General features: G+C 68.9%; 19 protein-coding genes. 4 read left to right on the top strand and 15 right to left on the bottom strand.

The features are described from left to right. Positions 1 to 11: 11 nt before the first annotated feature. The 6 genes from KY5_RS15200 to KY5_RS15225 form a co-directional block, all read right to left on the bottom strand. Positions 12 to 869 carry a fumarylacetoacetate hydrolase family protein gene (locus KY5_RS15200; protein WP_098242759.1) on the bottom strand — a complete coding sequence of 286 codons (858 nt, stop codon included), beginning with the start codon at positions 867 to 869 and terminating at the stop codon, positions 12 to 14. Positions 870 to 982: 113 nt separating this feature from the next. Continuing rightward, positions 983 to 1,750: a YidC/Oxa1 family membrane protein insertase gene (locus KY5_RS15205; RefSeq protein ID WP_098242760.1), complete on the bottom strand. Its 768-nt coding sequence runs from the start codon at positions 1,748 to 1,750 to the stop codon at positions 983 to 985. Positions 1,751 to 1,902: 152 nt separating this feature from the next. Next, positions 1,903 to 2,223, bottom strand: a complete 321-nt coding sequence (locus KY5_RS15210; RefSeq protein ID WP_098242761.1) for a DUF6412 domain-containing protein — start codon at positions 2,221 to 2,223, stop codon at positions 1,903 to 1,905. A gap of 119 nt (positions 2,224 to 2,342) precedes the next feature. After that, a complete protein-coding gene (locus KY5_RS15215) occupies positions 2,343 to 3,869 on the bottom strand; it encodes a sodium:solute symporter family protein (protein ID WP_098242762.1) in 1,527 nt (508 codons plus the stop codon). Next, on the bottom strand, positions 3,866 to 4,099 hold the full coding sequence (locus tag KY5_RS15220; RefSeq protein ID WP_234362735.1) for a DUF3311 domain-containing protein: 234 nt from the start codon (positions 4,097 to 4,099) through the stop codon (positions 3,866 to 3,868). Before KY5_RS15220 ends, KY5_RS15215 begins: the two co-directional genes overlap by 4 nt. Before the next feature lie 23 nt (positions 4,100 to 4,122). After that, entirely contained in the window at positions 4,123 to 4,956 is an 834-nt protein-coding gene (locus KY5_RS15225) for a class E sortase (protein WP_234362736.1), read from the bottom strand. 158 nt (positions 4,957 to 5,114) lie between these two features. Between KY5_RS15225 and KY5_RS15230 the strand changes: the two genes are divergently transcribed. After that, positions 5,115 to 6,167, top strand: a complete 1,053-nt coding sequence (locus KY5_RS15230) for an SEC-C domain-containing protein (protein WP_098242764.1) — start codon at positions 5,115 to 5,117, stop codon at positions 6,165 to 6,167. A 33-nt stretch (positions 6,168 to 6,200) separates the two neighbouring features. On the opposite strand, the gene KY5_RS15235 is transcribed toward KY5_RS15230, so the two are convergent. Then, the gene (locus KY5_RS15235) at positions 6,201 to 7,163 is read right to left on the bottom strand and encodes a hypothetical protein (protein ID WP_159072529.1); all 963 of its coding nucleotides are present in this window, start codon (positions 7,161 to 7,163) and stop codon (positions 6,201 to 6,203) included. Positions 7,164 to 7,265: 102 nt separating this feature from the next. Here KY5_RS15235 and KY5_RS15240 point away from each other — a divergent pair, with 102 nt between their 5' ends. Both KY5_RS15240 and KY5_RS15245 read left to right on the top strand, forming a co-directional pair. Continuing rightward, positions 7,266 to 10,409, top strand: coding sequence for a DUF3427 domain-containing protein (locus KY5_RS15240; RefSeq protein ID WP_199843089.1), 3,144 nt, complete (start codon positions 7,266 to 7,268; stop codon positions 10,407 to 10,409). A gap of 102 nt (positions 10,410 to 10,511) precedes the next feature. Next, on the top strand, positions 10,512 to 10,814 hold the full coding sequence (locus KY5_RS15245) for a hypothetical protein (RefSeq protein WP_098242766.1): 303 nt from the start codon (positions 10,512 to 10,514) through the stop codon (positions 10,812 to 10,814). A 36-nt stretch (positions 10,815 to 10,850) separates the two neighbouring features. Here KY5_RS15245 and KY5_RS15250 read toward each other — a convergent pair whose 3' ends face one another. The 4 genes from KY5_RS15250 to KY5_RS15265 form a co-directional block, all read right to left on the bottom strand. Then, entirely contained in the window at positions 10,851 to 11,273 is a 423-nt protein-coding gene (locus tag KY5_RS15250; RefSeq protein WP_098247269.1) for a hypothetical protein, read from the bottom strand. Positions 11,274 to 11,434: 161 nt separating this feature from the next. Beyond that, positions 11,435 to 12,457 carry a GlxA family transcriptional regulator gene (locus KY5_RS15255; protein ID WP_098242767.1) on the bottom strand — a complete coding sequence of 341 codons (1,023 nt, stop codon included), beginning with the start codon at positions 12,455 to 12,457 and terminating at the stop codon, positions 11,435 to 11,437. Between the two features lie 22 nt (positions 12,458 to 12,479). Next, a complete protein-coding gene (locus KY5_RS15260) occupies positions 12,480 to 13,961 on the bottom strand; it encodes an MFS transporter (RefSeq protein ID WP_098242768.1) in 1,482 nt (493 codons plus the stop codon). Positions 13,962 to 14,084: 123 nt separating this feature from the next. Further along, positions 14,085 to 15,530 carry a DUF445 domain-containing protein gene (locus KY5_RS15265; RefSeq protein ID WP_324962278.1) on the bottom strand — a complete coding sequence of 482 codons (1,446 nt, stop codon included), beginning with the start codon at positions 15,528 to 15,530 and terminating at the stop codon, positions 14,085 to 14,087. Positions 15,531 to 15,746: 216 nt separating this feature from the next. Here KY5_RS15265 and KY5_RS15270 point away from each other — a divergent pair, with 216 nt between their 5' ends. Continuing rightward, positions 15,747 to 17,069: an SGNH/GDSL hydrolase family protein gene (locus KY5_RS15270; protein ID WP_098242769.1), complete on the top strand. Its 1,323-nt coding sequence runs from the start codon at positions 15,747 to 15,749 to the stop codon at positions 17,067 to 17,069. A 79-nt stretch (positions 17,070 to 17,148) separates the two neighbouring features. Here KY5_RS15270 and KY5_RS15275 read toward each other — a convergent pair whose 3' ends face one another. From KY5_RS15275 to KY5_RS15290, 4 genes are read right to left on the bottom strand one after another with little or no spacing between them, the layout of a single operon-like run. After that, positions 17,149 to 17,826 carry a DUF1707 SHOCT-like domain-containing protein gene (locus KY5_RS15275; RefSeq protein ID WP_098242770.1) on the bottom strand — a complete coding sequence of 226 codons (678 nt, stop codon included), beginning with the start codon at positions 17,824 to 17,826 and terminating at the stop codon, positions 17,149 to 17,151. A 9-nt stretch (positions 17,827 to 17,835) separates the two neighbouring features. Next, the gene (locus KY5_RS15280; protein WP_098242771.1) at positions 17,836 to 18,828 is read right to left on the bottom strand and encodes an ABC transporter ATP-binding protein; all 993 of its coding nucleotides are present in this window, start codon (positions 18,826 to 18,828) and stop codon (positions 17,836 to 17,838) included. Between the two features lie 6 nt (positions 18,829 to 18,834). Then, entirely contained in the window at positions 18,835 to 19,599 is a 765-nt protein-coding gene (locus KY5_RS15285; RefSeq protein ID WP_098247270.1) for an ABC transporter permease, read from the bottom strand. Between the two features lie 49 nt (positions 19,600 to 19,648). Further along, positions 19,649 to 20,470, bottom strand: coding sequence for an ABC transporter permease (locus tag KY5_RS15290; RefSeq protein ID WP_098242772.1), 822 nt, complete (start codon positions 20,468 to 20,470; stop codon positions 19,649 to 19,651). Between the last annotated feature and the right edge of the window lie 30 nt (positions 20,471 to 20,500).

Genomic DNA, 20,500 nt, shown 5'->3' on the forward strand with positions numbered 1-20,500 from the left:
GGCGGAGGCGGTTACGCGTCCTTCAGCTCCTGCCGCTGACGCCCGAGTCCCTCGATCTCCAGCTCCACGACGTCACCGGCGCGCAGATAGGGCTTCGGCTCGGGCTGGCCCATCGCCACGCCCGCGGGCGTACCGGTGTTGATGACGTCGCCCGGGTACAGCGTCATGAACTGGCTGACGTAGCGCACCACTTCGGCGACCGGGAAGATCTGGTCGGCGGTGCTGCCGTCCTGCTTCAGCTCGCCGTTGACCCAGAGCCTGAGGGCCAGCGCCTGCGGGTCGGGCACCTCGTCCGCGGTGACCAGCCAGGGGCCCAGCGGGTTGAACGTCTCGCAGTTCTTGCCCTTGTCCCAGGTGCCCCCGCGCTCGATCTGGAACTCGCGCTCGGACACGTCGTGCGCCACCGCGTACCCGGCGACGTGCGCGAGCGCCTCCTCGTGCGACTCCAGGTAGCGCGCCGTACGTCCGATGACCACGGCGAGCTCGACCTCCCAGTCCGTCTTCACCGAGCGGCGCGGCACCAGGACGGTGTCGTCGGGGCCGACCACCGTGTCCGCCGCCTTGAAGAAGACGACGGGCTCGGCGGGCGGCTCCGCGCCCGTCTCCGCCGCGTGGTCGTGGTAGTTGAGGCCGATGCAGACGACCTTGCCCACGCGCCCGACCGGCGGCCCCACACGCAGCCCGTCGGCCGGGAGTACGGGCAGGTCACCGGCTTCCGCGGCGGCCCTGATCCGGCCGAGGGCCTCCGCGTCGGCGAGCACCGCGCCGTCGATGTCGGCGACCACCCCCGACAGGTCCCGCAGGGCCCCCTCGGCGTCGAGCAGCGCCGGACGCTCCGCGCCTGCCGTACCGACTCGCAGCAGCTTCATGGTCAGACTCCATTCCTTCGGTAGCCCGGCCGATGGGTTGCGGCCATCGGAGGTTTGGTCGATCGTCCAAGGTCCCCGTCCGCTCCGCAAGACCTCGTTCACGTACTGGACTGTTACGCGGCGGTAGCCAGCGCCCCCGCGCCCGCGGGCATGTCGCGGTACAGCACGGCCCGCTCGACCGCGCTCCAGGTCGTGCTGGTCACCACGTACAGCGCCGCGGCCAGCGGGACCACGGCCACCGTGAACAGAGTCATGAACGACATCAGCGGCATGACCTTGGTCATCGCGGCCATGCCCGGCATCGGCTGGTCCCCGGCCCCGGTCCCCGGCTGCGGGTTGGCGGCCATCTGCCGCTTGGTGCGCCGGAAGTTGAACGTGGCGACGGCCGCGACGATCGCGAACAGCGCGAGGTAGACGAGCCCCTGCGCCCCGAAGACCCCGCCGTCGGAGAGCGCGTCCGCCCAGCGCCCGCCGAGCGGCGCCGCGAAGAGCGTGTGGTCGAGCAGCGTGTTCGCCTCGCCGCCGATGCTGGAGTTGGAGAAGAGGTGGTAGAGCAGGAAGAAGGCGGGCAGCTGGAAGAGGCTCGGCAGGCACCCGGAGAGCGGCGAGACCTTCTCCTTCCTGTGCAGTTCCATGACCGCCTTCTGCAGCTTCTCCGGGTTCTTGGAGTGCTTCTTGCGCAGCTCCGCGATCTGCGGGGAGAGCTTGGCGCGCGCCTTCTGACCGCGGGCCGACGCCCGCGACAGGGGGTGGACGAGGAGGCGTACGCAGGCGGTGAACAGGACGATCGCGGCGGCGGTCGCCGAGGCGTGGAAGAGCGGGTCGAGCGCGTCGGCGAGGTGCTCGACCAGACTGGCGAACACGGACATGAAAGCGGACATGGAGAAGCCCTCCGAGGGTTTCGTCGTGCCGGGAGGCGAAGCGGAAGAAGTCGCGTCGGCGTGACGACCCACGAGGGGCGGTGGTGCGTGCGGTAGTGGTGGTGCGGGGTGGCGGTTGCGAGCGTCCCGCTCTCCCCGCCGTGCGCCTGCCCCTACGCGGCCGTCAGGAGGGCACGGCCGGGTGCTCGGGGCCGTGGACGGCCCGCGGCGTCGGGATCGCGCTGGGGCAGGAAGGCGGTGCGCCGTTCCCGGTCGCGGATGGCCGTGCGCACCTTGGTGCGGGGCACGGCGGGCGCGCAGCGCGCGGCGATCACCGAGCAGACGGCGAGCGCGGAGCCGGCCGCGGCGGTCGCGGCGAGGGCGACGGCGGCGGTGAGGCTGCCGGTGTCGACGAGGACGACCTCGACGAGCAGGAAGAGGAGCAGCAGGGCCGGACGCACGGCCGCTTTCCCGTTCCGGATCACGTCTCGCATGGTCGGTCCTCCTCTCCTCGCGCGCTCAGCGTTGTCGTACTGACGTCGTACTGCAGGTTATACCGGACGTGCGCGCGGGAGGAGATCCGGGAGGTGACCCGCCTCACGGTGAGCGGAGCTCACCGCACCAGGGCCTCCGCGCCGGGCTCGGTGCCCGGCTCAGGGCCCAGGGGATCACTGGCGAGGACCTCGTGGTCGGGCCGCTCGTCCGGGACACCGGCCGGACCGGCGTACGTCACCGCGAGCGCGACGGCGAGGTTCGCGGCGAGCGCGATGATCCCCGCGTTCACCCCGAAGACCGGATCGTGCTCGCTGAAGACGAGCGCGCACACGATCGCGACCCCCACCACGAGCCCGCTCAGCGCCCCCGCGAGCGTCAGCCGCCGCCAGACGAGACCGAGCAGCAGCATCGGCACGAGCTGCGCCATCCCCTCGTACGAGATCAGGGAGAGCCGTACGAGGGTGTTGGGCGCCGCGTAGGTGAGCACGAGGGCGAGCGCCCCCGCGACGACGACCACCGCCTGCGAGGCGATCTTCTGCCGCCGCTGCCCGCGCCACCGGGGCAGCAGCGAGAGCACGCTGCTGCCCCACATCGTGCCGATGACCAGCATGAACACGGCCATGGGCACGATGGAAGAGAGCGCGGCCGCGACCCCGATGACGCCGACGGCCCACGCGGGCAGCGAGTCCACCACCAGCTTGAAGAGCGCGAGGTTGGACTCGGCGCCGGTGAGCCCCGGCACGACGAACACCGCCGCCATGCCGAGCAGCATGGGGACGAAGAGCAGCACGTTGTAGGCGGGCAGCCAGATGGCGTTGCGCCGCAGGCCGTCCGCGCTGCGCGCGCCGAGGTACCCGGCGACGGTGGTCGGGAAGATGACGACGGTGAGGGCGTTGAGGAAGGAGGTGGTGGCGAACCACGCCTCCCCGTAAGGACTTTCGCCGCTCCCCGGCAGCGTGAGCCAGTCGCTCTTCTCGCGCACGATCCGGTCGAGGAAATCCCCGTACCCCTCGAAATAGTGAAGAGGTACGTAGAGGGCGAGAAAGGCCAGCGTCCCGATGACGAGTACGTCTTTCAGGACGGAGACCCAGGCGCTCCCCCGCAGGCCGCTCACCACCACGAACCCGGTGGTGACCGCGAATCCGATGAAATAGGCCCAGTTGAGGCTGATCGCGCCATAACTGATGGTGGACACGACGACGCCCATGCCGGTGATCTGCAGCTGAATGTACGGAAGCAGGAAGACGGTCACGAGAATCGCGACGCCCGCGCCGAGCCAGGGCCTGGCGAAACGGTGGGCGACCATGTCGCTGATGCTGACGAGGCCGTGCGTGCGGGCGTAGTTCCAGAGCATCGGGCCGACCACGTATCCGACGGCGTATCCGCAGGACATGTAGGCGACGACGTACAGAACGGGCGCCCCGTAGTTGTACCCCCAGCCCGCGGCCCCCAGATAACTGAAACTCGTGTACCCCTCCCCCGCCATCAGCACCCAGATGAAGACGGCCCCCAGACTGCGCCCGCCCACCGACCACTCGGTGAGCCCGCCCTGCCGCCCGCGCCCGCGCACCGCGGCGAGGCCGAGGGCGACGGTGCCGACCATGAAGACGGCGAAGATGCTGGTGGCGACGGCGCCGTCACTCATGCCCGGCCACCTGCCCCTTCTTCATGTCCCTTCCTCATGGACTGTTTCCGGTCACCGCGACGGGCGAGCCAGACGGAGAACGGCGTCAGCACGGTGGCACCGAGCAGCCAGAAGAAGAGGAACGGCAGCCCGAAGACGACGGGCCGCAACCGGTTCACGAAGGGCAGCGCGCCGATATAGAGCACGAAGGGAACGAGGAGCCACAGCAGGTGCGGACGTCGGGCGATCACGAACGACGACCCTATCGGCAGGGCTACCGGGGCCGCATGGAACGGAGCTTTCCCCACACCACGAGCCGGTATTTCGAGGTGTACTCGGGAGTGCAGGTGGTGAGCGTGATGTAGAACCCCGGCTCGGCGTACCCGTGCCCTTTCCGCACCTCACTGCGCGGCACGCTCCGAATGACCCCGCCGTCGCGGGCCGAGGTCCGCGCGAGCGCCTTGTCGACGACGTACGTATAGCGGGCGCTCTTCGTCTCGACGGTCAGCTCGTCCCCCTTCCGCAGCCGATTGATGTACCGGAACGGCTCCCCATGGGTATTGCGGTGCCCCGCGACCGCGAAGTTCCCGGCTTGACCGGGCTGGGCGGTACGGGGGTAATGCCCGACGTACCCCTTGTTGAGAACAGCGCTCTTGCTGATGCCTTCGGCGACGGGGACGCGGATGCCGATGCGGGGAATGCGGAGGACGGCGTAGGCCTGGTCCCATTGAGGCTTGGGGGCGGGTGGGTTGGGGCGGGTGGAGGAGTCGCGCTGACCGGTGACATCGGCGCCGGCATCGGCATCCTCGGCACCGGCATCCTCGGCACCGACCCTGCCCCCAGTCGACGCATCACCGGCAGCCCCCCTCTCCCCCTCCCTCCCTCTCGCCCTCTCGCTCCCCCACTCCTCCTCAAGAGCGTGGACCTTCCTCTCGGCGGCGGCGCGGGCCTGGCGGTTGGTCCACCACAGCTGGTGGGCGACGAGCAGGAGGAGCACGAGGCCGAGGGTGACGGCGACTTCGGCGCCGTTCCAGAGGAGACGGGCGGCGGGCCCGCGCCGCGCGCGACGCGTCCGGTGCTGCACCACCACAGGAACCCGTTCCCGCACGACGCCTCCCTCCCCGAAGAGGCCCGCACGATAGGCGCTGCCCCCGAAACAATCCATGGCCGGACAAGGACCAAAGCCCAACCGCTCGCTACCCGGGCACTGCTGCGGCACTGCTCCGGCACTGCTCCAAACAGGCGCTCGGCAGTACGGTGTCCCGTATGCGCCCCGACAAGCCTGCTGCTGCCGACCACGTCGACGTCGACCACATCGCTGAAGCCGCGCGCCTGGAACGCACGGCCGGTCTGTACCCGGAGGACGCCGAGCAGCTCCTCCTCCAGGCCGCGGCCCATCTCGAACTGGCCGGCGCCCGCGACCGCGCGACGACGCTCTACGACAGCCTGCTGTCCCCGTCCGCCCCGCACCCTCCGTCCTCCCCCTTCCTCATCCGCGCCCTGAAGGCGTCGAACCTGTGGGAGTACGGGCACGAGGCGGAGGCCAGGGCGATCATCGACGGCATCCGCACGTCGGCGCCGCGCGACCCGGCGCCCTGGGTGATCGTGGCGGAGTCCCTGGAGTCCCACGACGAGCTGGAACAGGCGCACGACACGTTCACGGAGGCGGTGACGCTGCTGCTCCCCGAGAACTCCCCGGAACCCCCCTACGCGACGCACCCCCTCCTCTTCGGCCGCCACCGCGTACGCCGCCTCATGGGCGCGGACCACGACGCGTGGGACACGCTGGCGGACCACGTCCACACGACCCGCGCCACGGTCTCCCTGGACGAACTCCACGATCCGAAGCGCATCTGGTCCCTCGGCTCGGAGAACCCCGCGGAACTCCGCGCGGAAATCTCCCGCATCCAGGCGGAGTTGGGCTCCTACCGAGAGGCCCTCTCCCGCCCGTTCCCGGTGGCAATCCTCCACTGGCCCGCAACGGAACTCACGGAACTCCTGACGGCGTACCCGTCCCTCACCTCCGAATACCCGTCCCACGAGGCGCACTTGGCGACCATAGAGTCCTCCCTCCGAGAACTCGCGTCCTCAGGAACCCCGAACCTGGGCGTGGTCACGGGCACGGTCCCCTCGTACGAGGCGTTCGCCGCGTCGGAGGGCGCGTCGCCGGAGGACTCGTCGCTGCTCCCGCAGTACGCGACGACGCTGGCGGCGCGGGGGCGGGCTGTGGGGTGGCCGCCGGAGGCGGGGGCGGGGTGTTGGTGTGGGTCGGGGCAGACCTATTCGGAATGCCATGGCGCTGCAACAGTCACTAGTTAGCGTGGACCGCGCGCGACGGGCTCGTCCCGATGCCTACGAGAGTTCACAAACGAAACGTCCCTCGTCTCGATAGGCCAGCGAGATACCTACAGCAGCGAGAAGATCCCTGAGGTCACTGCTAGGGGCTTCAGGGAGCAAGACGGCAAGTTTCGCGTCACGCTCTTCTATGTGCCGACGGTAGTCAAATAGCTGACCGATCGCTTCCCTTATGGAATTACGCGACGCTGACCCCTTTGCCTCATACAGGATGTTGTCAGTGCTGTCGTAGAGATCCGTCCAGAAGGTCGACGAATATCCCTTGATCCGTATACGATGCCGAAAAACTTTGTGGTTCTGGGCGATCAGGAACGCCTCGTAGGCCGTACGCAGGTCAGATTCACGTCGAACCGAGACCCCAGCCGGCGAGGCGGCGCGTTCACCGTTCGCCTTTTCGTGCTTCTCAGTCGCCGCGAGGGAACTCTCAGTCTGCGAAGCTACGAACCGGTCCACACTCGTCTCGGGCGACGGGCGTATCTGGTCGCCCGCACGCTGCTCGTGAGGGCCTAGCGGTCGCAGTCGAAAAACGACGACTTCCCGCATATCACCTTTCACGTCTTTAGCCCTACGGAAGGTGAACGGCTCAACCTCGTCGAGGGTGAACTCTCCTATGTAGCGCTGCAAGACAGCGCCGCTCCCCTTCTTCTTGCCGATTGCCGTAAAGACGTGCAGCCGCTTCTTCCTGACAATATGGTTGGCCACAGTGCCATTGTTCCCACTGAGAGTCTGGTTCCCCGTCAGCCCCTGGCCGGTGTACTCGAAGATCGCTCCGCGCTCGTCCTCCTCCGCCAGCCAGCCGTCTCGATAGCCGTTCTCTGCCGCCTTGCGGTCATCAGAGAACAGACGGACGTGCTCATTGTCCACAGAGGAGATGATTCCTCCCTGAATGCCTCCGCCGTACTTCTCCTTAAGGTCAGCACGACTCACAACATCGCCAGGATTGATCGTCCATTCGGTCATGTTCGGACGATACAAGTCGCTACTGACAACCGATCGATCCCCTCGCGCCAGACGAGCGGGAGCTGATCGCATCGCTTCCCGCCCGATACCAGAGGAGTCGCCGTGGCCGATCCGCAACACAGCGAGCAGCCAGCAGGGGTGTACGAGAAGGTCGTCACCCTCGGCCTTCGAAGCGAGCTAGATCGCCTTGAAGCAGCAGGGTGGAAGGCAATTGACGCCGAGGTCAGCGAAGAGTCCTCACCCCATGTGCTCGCTCGCCATCTCGGTACGGCCATCGAGCGCCGACTCGGCCAACTTCCGCACGCCAAGCGGGTTGCCGCGGCCAACCAGCTCATGGAGACCTTGGATTCGGTCGCACCCGACGTCGACGCCTCATCGGCGACGGGCCTCATCACCGATGGCCCGCGTCAACTCCTCGCCCTCGCCGAGCGAGAAGCCGCAGGCGTCTACAGCATCCGTCCACTGACCCCACTCTCCGAGACGGCACTCATCACCAACTCTCCGGAAGACCCCAGCCTCGGGGCGGAGCTTCGGGCCGAGCTAGCGACCGCTGATCGCATTGACCTTCTCTGCGCCTTCGTGAAGTGGTACGGCATCCGCGTCCTCGAAGACTCCCTGCGCGCCGCAGCCGAGCGTGGTGTTCCGATCCGCGTGATCACGACGACGTACATCGGCGCCACCGACCGCACTGCACTCGATCGCCTTGTGCGGGACTTCGGCGCCGAGGTGAAGGTCAACTACGAGATCCGCTCAACGCGCCTGCACGCCAAAGCCTGGCTCTTTCGACGCAACACCGGCTTTGACACTGCGTATGTGGGCAGCTCAAACCTGTCCAAAGCAGCTCTACTCGACGGGCTGGAGTGGAATGTACGCCTGTCGGCGGTCGCCACTCCTGCCGTGCTGAACAAGTTTGAGGCGACGTTCGACGCGTACTGGAACGACATCGCCTTCGAAATCTACGTCCCGGACCGGGACGGCGCACGACTCGACAACGCCCTGCGCCAGGCGGGCGGAGGCGGCCGCGGCGAGGACATGCAGATCAACTTGTCCGGCCTCGAAGTGCGCCCCTATCCACACCAGCAAGACATGCTCGAACGCCTGCAAATTGAGCGCGAGTTGAGAGGAAGGCACGAGAACCTCCTGGTCGCCGCGACCGGAACCGGCAAGACCGTCATGGCCGCCCTCGACTACCGCAATCTGCGCAAGAAGTGGGACGGAAAGCTCCCACGCCTCCTGTTCGTCGCGCACCGCCAGGAGATCCTGCGACAGTCGCTGCGCACCTATCGCGAGGTACTGGACGACGCCTCCTTCGGTGAACTCCTCTTCAACGGTGAACGCCCCAGAGACTGCACGCACCTCTTCGCTAGTGTCCAGTCACTCAAAGCCAACCTCCTAGAGAAGTTCACTCCTGAGCACTTCGACGTCATCGTGATCGATGAGTTCCACCACGCGGCGGCAGACACGTACGCACGAATCATCAAACACTTTGCTCCCAGACAGTTGCTCGGCCTCACGGCGACGCCCGAGAGGGCGGACGGGCGCAATGTGCAGGATCTCTACTTCGACGGCCGCATTGCCGCAGAGATGCGCTTGTGGGAAGCGCTAGAGAATGACCTCTTGTGCCCCTTCCACTACTTCGGGGTACCGGACGGAACCGACCTCACCCAGCTCAACTGGTCCTCTGGCACCTACGATGTGAACCAGCTCGGAAACCTCTACACCGGCGATCACGCCCGTGCCCGCATCGTCATCAAGCAGGTACGAGACAAGGTTTCCGACCCGTCATCCATGCGTGCCCTCGGCTTCTGCGTCAACAGGAAGCACGCCCACTTCATGGCGCAGACCTTCCGCGAGGCAGGCTTCCAAGCTGTCGCCCTCGACAGCGAGTCGCGCACCGACGAGCGTAAGGCAGCACTGGACCAGCTCCGCAGGGGCGAAATCCAAGTGATCTTCTCGGTGGATCTGTTCAATGAAGGACTGGATATTCCCGATGTCGACACGCTGCTCTTGTTGCGCCCCACTAATAGCGCCACGGTATTCCTTCAGCAGCTAGGACGCGGTCTACGCCGCACAGAGACGAAACCGGTTCTCACCGTGCTCGACTTCATCGGCCAGCACCGCAAAGAGTTTCGGTTCGAGGAACAGTTCCGCGCCCTGACTAACCTCTCCCGCAACCGCCTCCTTGAGCACGCGGAACACGACTTTCCCCAGCTACCTTCCGGCTGCCAGATCATCCTGGAGGGAAAATCCAAGGATCTCGTGGTCGAGAACATTCGCACCCAAATCAAGGCGAACATTCAGATTCTCGCCAAGGAGGCTCGGGACTACGCAGCACCGCAGCTGAAGCATTACTTGAAGGAGAGCCGTCGCGAGATCAAGGAGCTGTACAAGAACAGCAACTCGTGGTCGACGGTGCTCCGGCGAGCTGGACTCCTCGACAAGGCGCCGCAGCCCAACGAGGAAGACCTACTCAAGCGGGTCCATGCCTTCCTGCACGTGGACGATCCGGAGCGTGCCGAGTCGTACCTGCGGCTCCTCGCCGATGATGCCCCGCGCTATGCCGAGTTGAGCCCTCGTGAACAGTCCTACGCACGCATGTTGTTCTTCAACTTGTGGGACAAGGCCGGTGGCTTCTCCAGCTACAGCGACGGACTGGAGTCCTTGCGCCGTCAAAGCGCGTTCCGCAGCGAGCTCAGCCAGGTCATCGAGTACGTGATCGACACGGCCGACCACCTTCCGATCAGCCCAGAAGGCTCACACGCGGATCTGCCGTTGAAGATCCACAGCGCCTACAACCGATCCGAGCTGCTTGCAGCCCTCGGCATCGCGAAGCTTGGCGGTCAAATGCCGGGTGCTTTCGCTCAGGGGGTGGTCTGGGCGTCGGAGCACGAGTCGGACGCACTACTGATCACGCTGGAGAAGAACGAGAAGGACTTCTCCCCGACGGTCCGCTACAAGGATTACGCGCTCAGCCCGAAGATCTTCCACTGGGAGTCACAGAGCACCACATCTGAGCACTCACCCACCGGACTGCGCTACCAGCAGCACGCAGGACGCGGCAGCCACATCCTGCTGTTCATGCGTCGCTACAAGGACACCGACATCGGCAAGTCACAGCCCTGGATGTTCTTGGGGCCTGCCAAGTACCGGACGCACAAGGGAAGCAAACCGATGGCCATCGAGTGGGAGCTCCAGCACGAGCTCCCCGCTGATGTCTTCACGTACTCCAAGGTCGCGCCCGCATAGTGCCGTACCGAAGCCCTGATCCCGGTGGCCGCGGGCCCAGCACCCCGCGTTAACCTCACCCCAAGGACCATCAAGGACGTACCCCCGAAAGGCGGACCAATCATGGCGAAGATTCCGGCGGCGGCCGTGGCCGCAAGCGGCCTCATCGGGGGCTACGCCACCGCCCGCTTCACCAAGAAGCGGCCCCTCGGCGGCGTCGTTCTCGCCGCTGCCGGGACCGTCGCCGCGCGGCAGTGGCGGGAGAAGGCCGGCGGGAAGACCGCCGCCGCGCTCAGCGCCGCGTACGTCGCCGGGTTCGCCGGGTCGCATCCGCTCGCCAAGAAGGTCGGTGCCTGGCCCGCCGTGTTCAGTGTCGCGGGTGGGGTCGGAGTCGCCTCCTACCTGTTCGCCGACCGGCGGGGCTGACCCCGGGGAGAGCCCGCCCGTCTGCCGTGCGGGCGATCAGCCGTCCTCGCGCCTGAACCGCCGCGCCACCGTCGCCGACACCAGCGTTCCCGCGCCTATCACCAGCGTGCAGAACGCCCACGTCACCGGCCACGCGTTCGCGTCCTGGGTGGGGTGGCTGGAGAGGGAGGCGTAGAGCAGGGCCGCCGGTGGGGCCGCCACCACCAGGAGGGTCCAGGCCAGGCGGTCCCTGATGCCGAAGTAGGCCGCCAGGGCCAGCAGGGACAGGGCCAGGAAGGTCACGCCCAGCGCCGACACCGGCGACGTCTCGTCGATCCCGCCCGGTGTCTCGGCTCGGTTGCGCAGGTCCCACGGGATGCACACCACGTAGGCGGTCGCCGCGAGCGCGGCGCCCAGCAGACGTGTCGCGTACCTCGGCAGCGGCGTGCTCTTCGGGAGGGAAGTCAGCAACGTGTTCATGTGTACGAGCATGCCGCGCGGCCGGGGCGGCCCGACAGAGTACGCGTACTCAGGCACTCGGACCGCTAAGTGCTCAGGTGCTCGGACGGCCAAGTGCTCAAGTGCTCGGACGGGCAAGTGCTCGGGTGCTCGGACGGCCAAGCGCTCAGGTGCTCGGGTGATCAGACGTGCGCGTCGTCGCCTAGTGCATCCGCACCCGCCCCCACCCCCGCCCCCCTGAACGTCGCCCGATACGCCCCCGGCGACACCCCGAGCCCCAGCGCGAAGTGCTGCCTCAGCGACGCGCCCGTGCCGAAGCCCGCCTCCGTCGCGACGCGGTCGATCGTGTGGTCCGTGGCCTCCAGGAGTTCCCGCGCCCTCTCCAGTCGCCGCTGCGTCAGCCACTGCATCGGCGTCAGGCCCGTCTCCTCGCGGAAGCGGCGGCTGAAGGTGCGGACGCTCATCGACTCGACCGCCGCCAGGTCGGCCAGGGTCAGTGGTTCGGCCAGGCGGGGCAGCGCCCAGGCGCGGGCCTCGCTCGTCGACGTCAGCCGCGGTTCCGGTACCGGGCGTTGGATGTACTGGGCCTGGCCGCCCTCCCTGTGCGGGGGTACGACGGTGCGACGGGCCACCTCCGCCGCGACCGCCGAGCCGTGGTCGGAGCGGATCAGATGCAGGCACAGGTCGATGCCCGCCGCCTCGCCCGCCGAGGTGAGGACCTCGCCCTCGTCGACGTACAGGACGTCCGCGTCCACCGTCACCGCGGGGAACGTCCGTGCGAAGAGGTCCGCCGACATCCAGTGCGTCGTCGCCCTGCGGCCGTCCAGGAGACCGGCTGCCGCGAGGACGAAGGAGCCGGTGCAGATGGCGGCCACCCGCCCCGCGGCCCCCCGCAGGGCCGCCGCGAGATCCGCGTCCAGGCCGCCGGGCGTCAGCCCCTCGTCGCTCTCGTGCGAGGCGATGACGAGCACGGTGTCCGCCGCCGCCACCACGTCGAGGCCGTGCTCGGCGTGGATCGGGAAGTCCGCGTCCGTACGGATCATGCCGGGGCGCGGCGCGCACGTGCGCACGTCGTAGAGGAGCTCGCCGGACGCCGATCGCGCCGTGCCGAGCAGCTGGTGGACCAGGCCGAGCTCCATCGGCAGGACACCGTCCCTGACGAGCACCGCCACCCGGTGCCGCGCCACGGATCCTTCAGGACTCATGGCCGAATCCTCGCAGACGGGCCTACGACGACGCCGCCGACAACGGCCTCGCCACCTCCTCCAGCGACTTCCGCTCCGCCCGCACCGCGAACACCGCCGCCACCAGGCCCGCCGCGCACATCAGGCCCGCCCCGACCTGGAAGGCGAGGACCGTGTCCGCGACCTTGCCGGTGTCCGTGAGTTCCGCGAAGAGCAGCGGGCCGCTGATGCCTCCGGCCGCCGTGCCGACCGCGTAGAAGAAGGCGATGGCCATGGCGCGCGTCTCCATCGGGAAGATCTCCGAGACGGTGAGGTACGCGCTGCTCGCGCCGGCCGACGCCACGAACAGGACCACCGACCAGCACGCCGTCAGGGTCACCGCGGTCAGCGAGCCCCGGTCGAAGAGCGCCGCCGTGGCGAACAGGAGCAGGCCCGAGAGGACGTACGTCGAGGTGATCATGGTTCGGCGGCCCACCGTGTCGAAGAGCTTGCCGAGGGCGAGCGGGCCGAGGAAGTTGCAGGCGGCTATCACCGCGAAGTAGTAGCCCGTCTCGGCCGCGGGGACGTCGTAGAACGTCGTGAGGATCGCGCCGAAGCCGAAGGTGATCGCGTTGTAGAGGAACGCCTGTCCGATGAAGAGGGAGAGACCGAGCACGGCCCGGCGCGGATAGACCGTGAAGACCGTACGGGCGATGGTGAGGAAGCCGATCGACGTGCGCTGATGGATCGTGATCTCGCCTTGCGGCGCGGGCAGTTCACCGCCGCCGTGTTCGGCGCGCACCTCGGCCTCCGCCGTCTCGACCAGCCTCTCCGCCTCCTCCCCTCTGCCGTGGATGAACAGCCAGCGCGGGCTCTCCGGGACGTTGCGCCGTACGAGGAGGATGACCAGGCCGAGTACGACGCCGAGGGCGAAGGTCAGCCGCCAGCCCACGTCGGCAGGGAACAGGTCCGTGTCGAGCGCGACGATCGAGAGCAGCGAGCCGCCGACCGCGCCGAGCCAGAAGCTGCCGTTGATGATCAGGTCGACGCGCCCCCGGTAGGTGGCGGGGATCAGTTCGTCGATCGCCGAGTTGATCGCCGCGTACTCGCCGCCGATGCCGAAGCCCGTGAGGAAGCGGAAGACGAAGAACCACCAGGACTGGAAGGAGAGGGCCGTCAGCGCGGTGGCCGCCAGATAGACCACGAGCGTCACCATGAACAGCTTCTTGCGGCCGAAGAGGTCGGTGAGGCGGCCGAAGAACAGCGCCCCGGAGCACGCCCCCGCCACGTACAGCGCCGCCGCGAGCCCGGTGACCTGCGCCGATGTGATGGCCAGGCCGCTGCCGTCCTCGGAGAGGCGGCCCGCGATGTTCCCGACGACGGTGACTTCCAGGCCGTCCAGGATCCACACCGTGCCGAGGCCGATGACGATCGTCCAGTGCCAGCGGGACCAGGGCAGGCGGTCCAGACGGGCGGGCACGGCGGTGGTGACGGTGCTACCGGTGCCGCCGCGCGGGGCGGCCTCGGCGTCGGGGGCAGCTGGCATGGGTCCTCCCGGGGGTCCCCCGCCGAGTCCCCCACCGGGACCGGACTACGCCCGCCCCGCGCGCCGCCCCCTCAAGCCCAGCGCGGCGTCACACCCCGCACGCCCCTCAAACCCAGCGCGGCGTCACGCCCCCAGCGCCCGCGACACCGCATAGATCGCGAGCCCCGCCAGGGAGCCGACCACCGTGCCGTTGATCCGGATGAACTGCAGGTCACGGCCGATGTGTGCCTCGATCTTCTTCGAGGTGTGCTCGGCGTCCCAGCCCGCGACGGTGTCCGTGATGAGCGAGGTGATCTCGTCGCGGTACGTGGTGACCACGTAGACCGCCGCGCCCTCGACCCAGCCGTCGACCTTCTGCTGCAACCGGCCGTCCGTCGCCATCCTGGCGCCGAGCGAGAGCAGCGAGGCCCGCACGCGCAGGCGCAGCTCGCTGCGCTCGTCCTCGGCTGCGGCCACGATCATCTGGCGGACCGCCGACCAGGCGGAGGCGATCAGGTCCTGCACCTCGCCCCGTCCGAGGACCTCCCGCTTCAGGCGCTCCACGCGCTCGCGGGTGTCCGGGTCGGACTGGAGGTCGCCCGCGAAGTCGGAGAGGAAGCGGTCCACGGCGCCGCGCGCGGGGTGCTCGGGCATGTCCCGCATCTCGGTGACGAAGCGGAGCAGTTCCTTGTAGACGCGCTCGCCGACCCGCTTGTCGACGAACCGGGGCGTCCAGCCGGGGGCGCCGCCCTGCACCGCGTCCATCACCGAGTCGGCGTGCTCGACCAGCCAGTCGTGGGCGCGGACGCAGACCAGGTCCACCACCCGCTTGTGGCCGCCGTCCGCGACGACCTTCTCCAGCATCTTGCCGATGCCGGGCGCGATCTCCTGGGCGTCGGCGCGGCGCGTGATGGCCTCGCCGACCACCGCCTGCACGTCGGAGTCCCGCAGGACGGTGAGGGCGCCGCGCAGCGCCGTGGCCAGTTCGGCCGTCACGCGGTCGGCGTGCGCGGGCTCGGCCAGCCAGGCACCGAGGCGTCCGCCGATGCCGACGGCGTGCAGCCTGCCTCGTACGACGTCGGCGGAGAGGAAGTTCTCGCCGACGAACTCACCGAGGGAGGCGCCCAGCTGGTCCTTCTTGTTCGGGATGATCGCCGTGTGCGGGATGGGCAGGCCGAGCGGGTGGCGGAAGAGTGCCGTCACCGCGAACCAGTCGGCGAGCGCGCCGACCATGCCCGCCTCGGCGGCCGCCGCCACGTACCCCGCCCAGGCGCCCGCGCCGGAGTTCTGCGCCCACTTCGCCAGAACGTAGACCACGGCGACGAAGACGAGAAGGCCGGTCGCCGTGATCTTCATGCGGCGCACCCCGCGCCGCTTCTCCTCGTCGGCGGCGCTGTAGGTGAAACCGCCGGGCGTCACCGGGCCCCCCGCGGGCCCGCCGCCCCTTGCCCCATTGGGGGGACCCTCCGCGCCGTCGGTGGAACCCCCTGCTCCGAACGGGGCGCCGCTTGAAGAGCGAACCTCGCGGGCATGCTGCCCCGCGTCCCCCTTGCCGGGTTCGGCCGCTTCCTCCGCGTTCGTGCGTTCCACTCAGTCCACCTGGCCCGTTCGCCTAGTCCTCATCCGCATTGTGCCCACGTCGTGTGTCGTACGCCCCACATGACCGACTCCTGGAACGGACGACAAGTTCCCGGCGTCTCACTGGGCGGAGGGGGGCAGTGTCGGCCGCCTCACGGCCCATGACGCATCATGGGGTGATCACATCGGAGCCTCGGGGCTCCCCCTGCCCGAGGAGAAAGAGCCCGCATGACCAAGCGACACGGTTATGCCCTTCTCGCCGCGGTCCTCGCGGTCATCGTGGTGATTTCGGCCGCCATATACCTCGGTGTCTCCGGCACCGACGACGGCTCGCAGGACACCATCAGCGCGGGTCCGCGCACCCCCCGCAACTCCGCCGCCCCCGCCTCCTCAGGCACCTGGGTCGGCTCCTGGTCCGCATCCCCCGCGGGGTACGAACCGGGCACCGAGCGCAAGGGATTCGCGGGCCGCTCCATCCGCAACGTCGTGCACACCAGCGTCGGCGGCAACAGCGCCCGCATCACCCTGTCGAACCTGTACGGCACCACGCCGCTCAGCATCACGCACGCCTCCATCGCGATCGCGTCGACCGCGAACAACCCGGCCGCCGCGGTCGGCACGCTGCGCCGCCTCACCTTCGACGGCAACACCTCGGTGGTCATCCCGCCGGGCGGCCAGGTACTGAGCGACGCGGCCCGTCTGCGCGTCCCGCACGACGCGGACCTGCTCGTCACGACGTACTCGCCGACCCCGTCGGGCCCGGTCACCTACCACCCGCACGCGCGCCAGATCAGCTACGTCGCCGAGGGCGACCGCACCGAGGACCAGGGCGGCGAGGCGTACACCGAGCAGAGCCCGTACTGGCGCTACCTCGCCGCGGTGGACGTGCTGAGCAACGAGTCGGACGGCACCGTCGTCGTCTTCGGCGACTCCATCACCGACGGCATCTCCTCCACGATGGGCGCCAACCGCCGCTGGACCGACGTCCTCGCCGACCGCATGCGCGACGAGGCGGGCGCGCCCCGCTACGGCGTCGTGAACCAGGGCATCAGCGGCAACCGCATCCTCTCCGACGGTCTGGGGCGGCCCGCCATCAACCCGAGCGGGCTCTCCCGCTTCGACCGGGACGTCCTGGACCGCAGCGGCGTCAAGGCCGTCGTCATCGCCCTCGGCGTCAACGACATCCTGCGCAACCCGCACCAGAACAACCCGGACCGCATCGTCGACGGCCTGCGCGAGCTGACCCGCCAGGCGCATACGCGCGGGCTGCGGGTCGTCGGCGCGACGCTCATGCCGTTCGGCGGGCACCGAGGCTACGAGCCCCGGCTCGAAGCGGTGCGGCAGGCGGTGAACCAGCAGATCCGGGACGGTCAGGTCTTCGACGAGTACGTGGACTTCGACAAGGCGTTGCGGGACGGGTACGACCCGCGCAAGCTTCAGTCGCGGTACGACTCCGGGGATCATCTGCACCCGTCCGATGCGGGCTATCGCCGGATGGCGGAGACGTTCAACCTCTCTCACCTGAAGGGGTCTGCCGCGGCGGAGCTCTGAGGTCCTTGTTCGGCCGCGGGCGCGTGGGGGCCGGGCGCGCGGTTCCCCGCGCCCCTTGAGGGGCGCCCCCCCCGCCTCCTCAGTCCCTGCGTCGCTCCAAGCGCTCGCGGCGGCGTTCCTCCTTGAGGCGCAGCTTTTCCATCCTGCGGATCTTGCGGTCCACGCCGACGCCGCCCATCAGGGCGAAGCCCTTGACGACGACGCGGGGCGAGCCGGGCGTGCCCTCGCCGGTCGCCTTGTCGTCGAAGCCGCCCATGATGCCGAAGCCCTTCACCACGACGGTCAGGTCCGGCGGCGCGATCACCTGCATGCCGCCCATGATCGTGAAGCAGCGGATCTCGACCTCGCGCTCCGTGAACCGCGCCTCGCGCAGGTCGATCTCGCCGCCGCCCCACATCGTGAAGGCGGTGAAGACGCGGCCGACCACCCAGCCGCCCTTGCGGCTGAACCCGCTCCAGAAGGCGAAGCCCATGGTCGAGGACGCTTCGCCGCGCACCATCCGCTCGGACCAGTCGATGGCGGCGGGGTCGTCGCTCACCGGGTGCTTCACCATGGACACCTTGGCGTCGTGGTGGCTCGGCAGGTCCCTGGTGATGGGCGCCAACTCGCCGTACGTACGCGCCTTGTAGGTGGCGTCGAGGCGCTCGTCGAACTCCGTCATGTCGAGGCGACCCTCGGCCATCGCTTCGCGGAGTTGCTCGGCGACCCGCTCGCGGTCGGCGTCGGAGGCCCGGAGGTCAGGGAGTTCGTCACTCATACGTGCACTTTACGAGGTCGCCTTCTCCGCGTACATCTTGGCGATGACCGCCTCGATGTCCGGTTCCCTGACGGAGAGGTCGACCATCGGGTACTCGGCGGCGATCCGCGCGACAAGGGGAGCGGCCGACTCCGCCGCGGGGAAGGCGAGCCACTGCCGGGGCCCCTCCACCTTCACCACCCGCGCCGACTCGACCTCGATGGGCGGCAGTTCACGCTCCAGGTCCACCACGAGGGTGCGCTCGCTCTCGCCCACCTCGTGCAGCCCGGAGAGCGCGCCGTCGTACATGAGGCGGCCGTGGTCGATGACCATCACGCGCTTGCAGAGCTGCTCGATGTCGGTGAGGTCGTGCGTGGTGAGCAGCACCGTCGTGCCCGCCTCCGCGTTGAGGTCCCGCAGGAATCCCCTGACCTTCGCCTTGCTGATCACGTCGAGGCCGATGGTCGGCTCGTCGAGGTAGAGCACCTCGGGGTCGTGCAGGAGCGCCGCCGCGATGTCGCCGCGCATCCGCTGCCCGAGCGAGAGCTGGCGCACGGGGACGTCCAACAGGGCGCCCAGTTCGAGGAGTTCGACGCACCGGTCGAGGTTGCGCGCGAACCGCTTGTCGGGGATCCGGTACATGCGGTGCATGAGCCGGTAGGAGTCGATCAGCGGCAGGTCCCACCAGAGCGTGGTGCGCTGGCCGAAGACCACGCCGATGCGCCGGGCCAGGCGCGTGCGCTCGCGCGAGGGGTCGATCCCCGCGACCCGCAGCCGCCCGCCGCTGGGCGTCAGGATCCCCGTCAGCATCTTGATCGTCGTCGACTTGCCCGCGCCGTTGGGCCCGATGTAGCCGACCATCTCGCCGCGCGGCACGGTGAAGGAGATGCCGTCGACGGCCCGCACCTCGTGCTTCTCGCGGCGCATGAAGCCCGTCTTCTTGCGTACGTCGAAGACCTTCTCGACGCCGTCGAGTTCGATGAAGGCACTTCCGGCGCTCTCGGCGCTCCCGGCACTCTCCACGGCAGTTCAGCTCCCAGTGCTGCGGTACGAACGAAGACCGGTGCGCCAAGCGAGACCGGCCAGGGCAAGGCATGCGGCGGCGACCAGCGGCGGCAGGAACGCCGTCCACTCCGGCAGGTCGAGCGGATAGGGCCGCCCGAGGACGTACAGCGCGGGCAGCCAGTTCACGAAGGCGAGCGGCAGCACGAACGTGACACCGCGCACCAGCTCCTTGCTGAACAGGGTCGGCGGGTACTGGAGCATCGTGTTCCCGCCGTACGTGAAGGCGCTCTGCACCTCGGCCGCGTCCTGCGCCACGAACTGGAAGGCGGCGCCCGCCACCCACAAGGACGCGAAGATCGCCGCTCCGCTGAGCACCATCAGCGGGATCATCAGGACCTTCAGCGGGGTCCATCCGATGTCCAGGACCACGAGCCCGTACGTGAGGATGAGCGCGCCCTGAAGGACGCGCCCGATCCGGTGCAGCCCGAAGCGGTCCGCCGCGACCTGCGCGATGACCGGGGCGGGCCGCACGAGGAGCGTGTCGAGCGTGCCGTCGCGGACCCGCTTGCCGAGCCGGTCCATGGACCCCATGGCGAGGTCCGAGAGGCCGAACGCGGTGCCCGACGCGCCGTACAGGAGGGCGATCTCGGCGAGCGAGTAGCCGCCGAGCCGGTCCACCTGGGAGAACATGAGCAGGATCGCGGCGAAGTCGAACGCGGTCACCGCGAAGTTGCCGAGCGCGGTCATCGCGAACGACACGCGGTACGCCATGAGGGAGCGGATCCACATGCCGGAGATCAGCCGGTAGGTGCGCAACCCTTCGCGCACCTGTGCCAGGTCAGCCACCCTGGACCACCACCCGTCGGGTCGCCGCGTTCTGCAGCAGCCGCCCCGCCGTGAGCAGGACGGCGGCCCAGCCGAGCTGGAAGGCGTACAGCCGGGCGAGCCCCGCGCCCGACTGGGTGCCGAGGAACACGTCGACGGGCACCTGGAGCAGCGCCGACCAGGGCAGCGCGCGGGCGAACTCGCCGAGCGCGCCGGGGAAGACGTTCAGCGGCAGCAGCATCCCGGAGAAGAAGACACCGGCCAGGGAGGCCAGTTGGATGGTGCCCGCGCCGTCCATCAGCCAGAACGCGGAGAGCGCCACCAGGAAGCGCATCGCGAAGCTGACCACCACGCCGAACAGGACGGCCAGCAGGAACGCCGCCCAGCGCAGGGGTTCGGCGGGCAGCGTCAGATCGAAGATGAGGGCGCCCGCCACCAGCGGCGCGACGCCTCGGCCGAGCAGCTGGAAGCCCGCGCGGCCGATGTCGGCCGACAGCCACCAGGTCTGCAGGTCGGCGGGCCGGTACAGGTCGACGGCGATGTCCCCGGTGCGGATCCGCTCGATCAGCTCGTTCTCGAAACCGCCGCCCATCAGGGACATCACGGTGAGCAGCCCCTGGCCGAGCCACACATAGGTGAGCGCCTGCGACTGGTCGTAGCCGCCGAGCCCGGGACGCTCGTCCCAGAGCGCGATGTAGGTGTAGGCGAGGATGATGCCGAAGACGGTGTTGGTGAACACCCCGGCCGCGGTCGCCACGCGGTACGTCGAGTACCTCCGGAACCCTCCCTTGGCGACGGCCGCGTACAAACGGAACCGTCCTGCGCGCACGAGCATCCCTTTCAGCGTGAGCCTCGCCCCGAATCG

Origin of the sequence: Streptomyces formicae (assembly GCF_002556545.1) — a bacterium.
GTDB classification, from domain to species: Bacteria; Actinomycetota; Actinomycetes; order Streptomycetales; family Streptomycetaceae; genus Streptomyces; species Streptomyces formicae_A.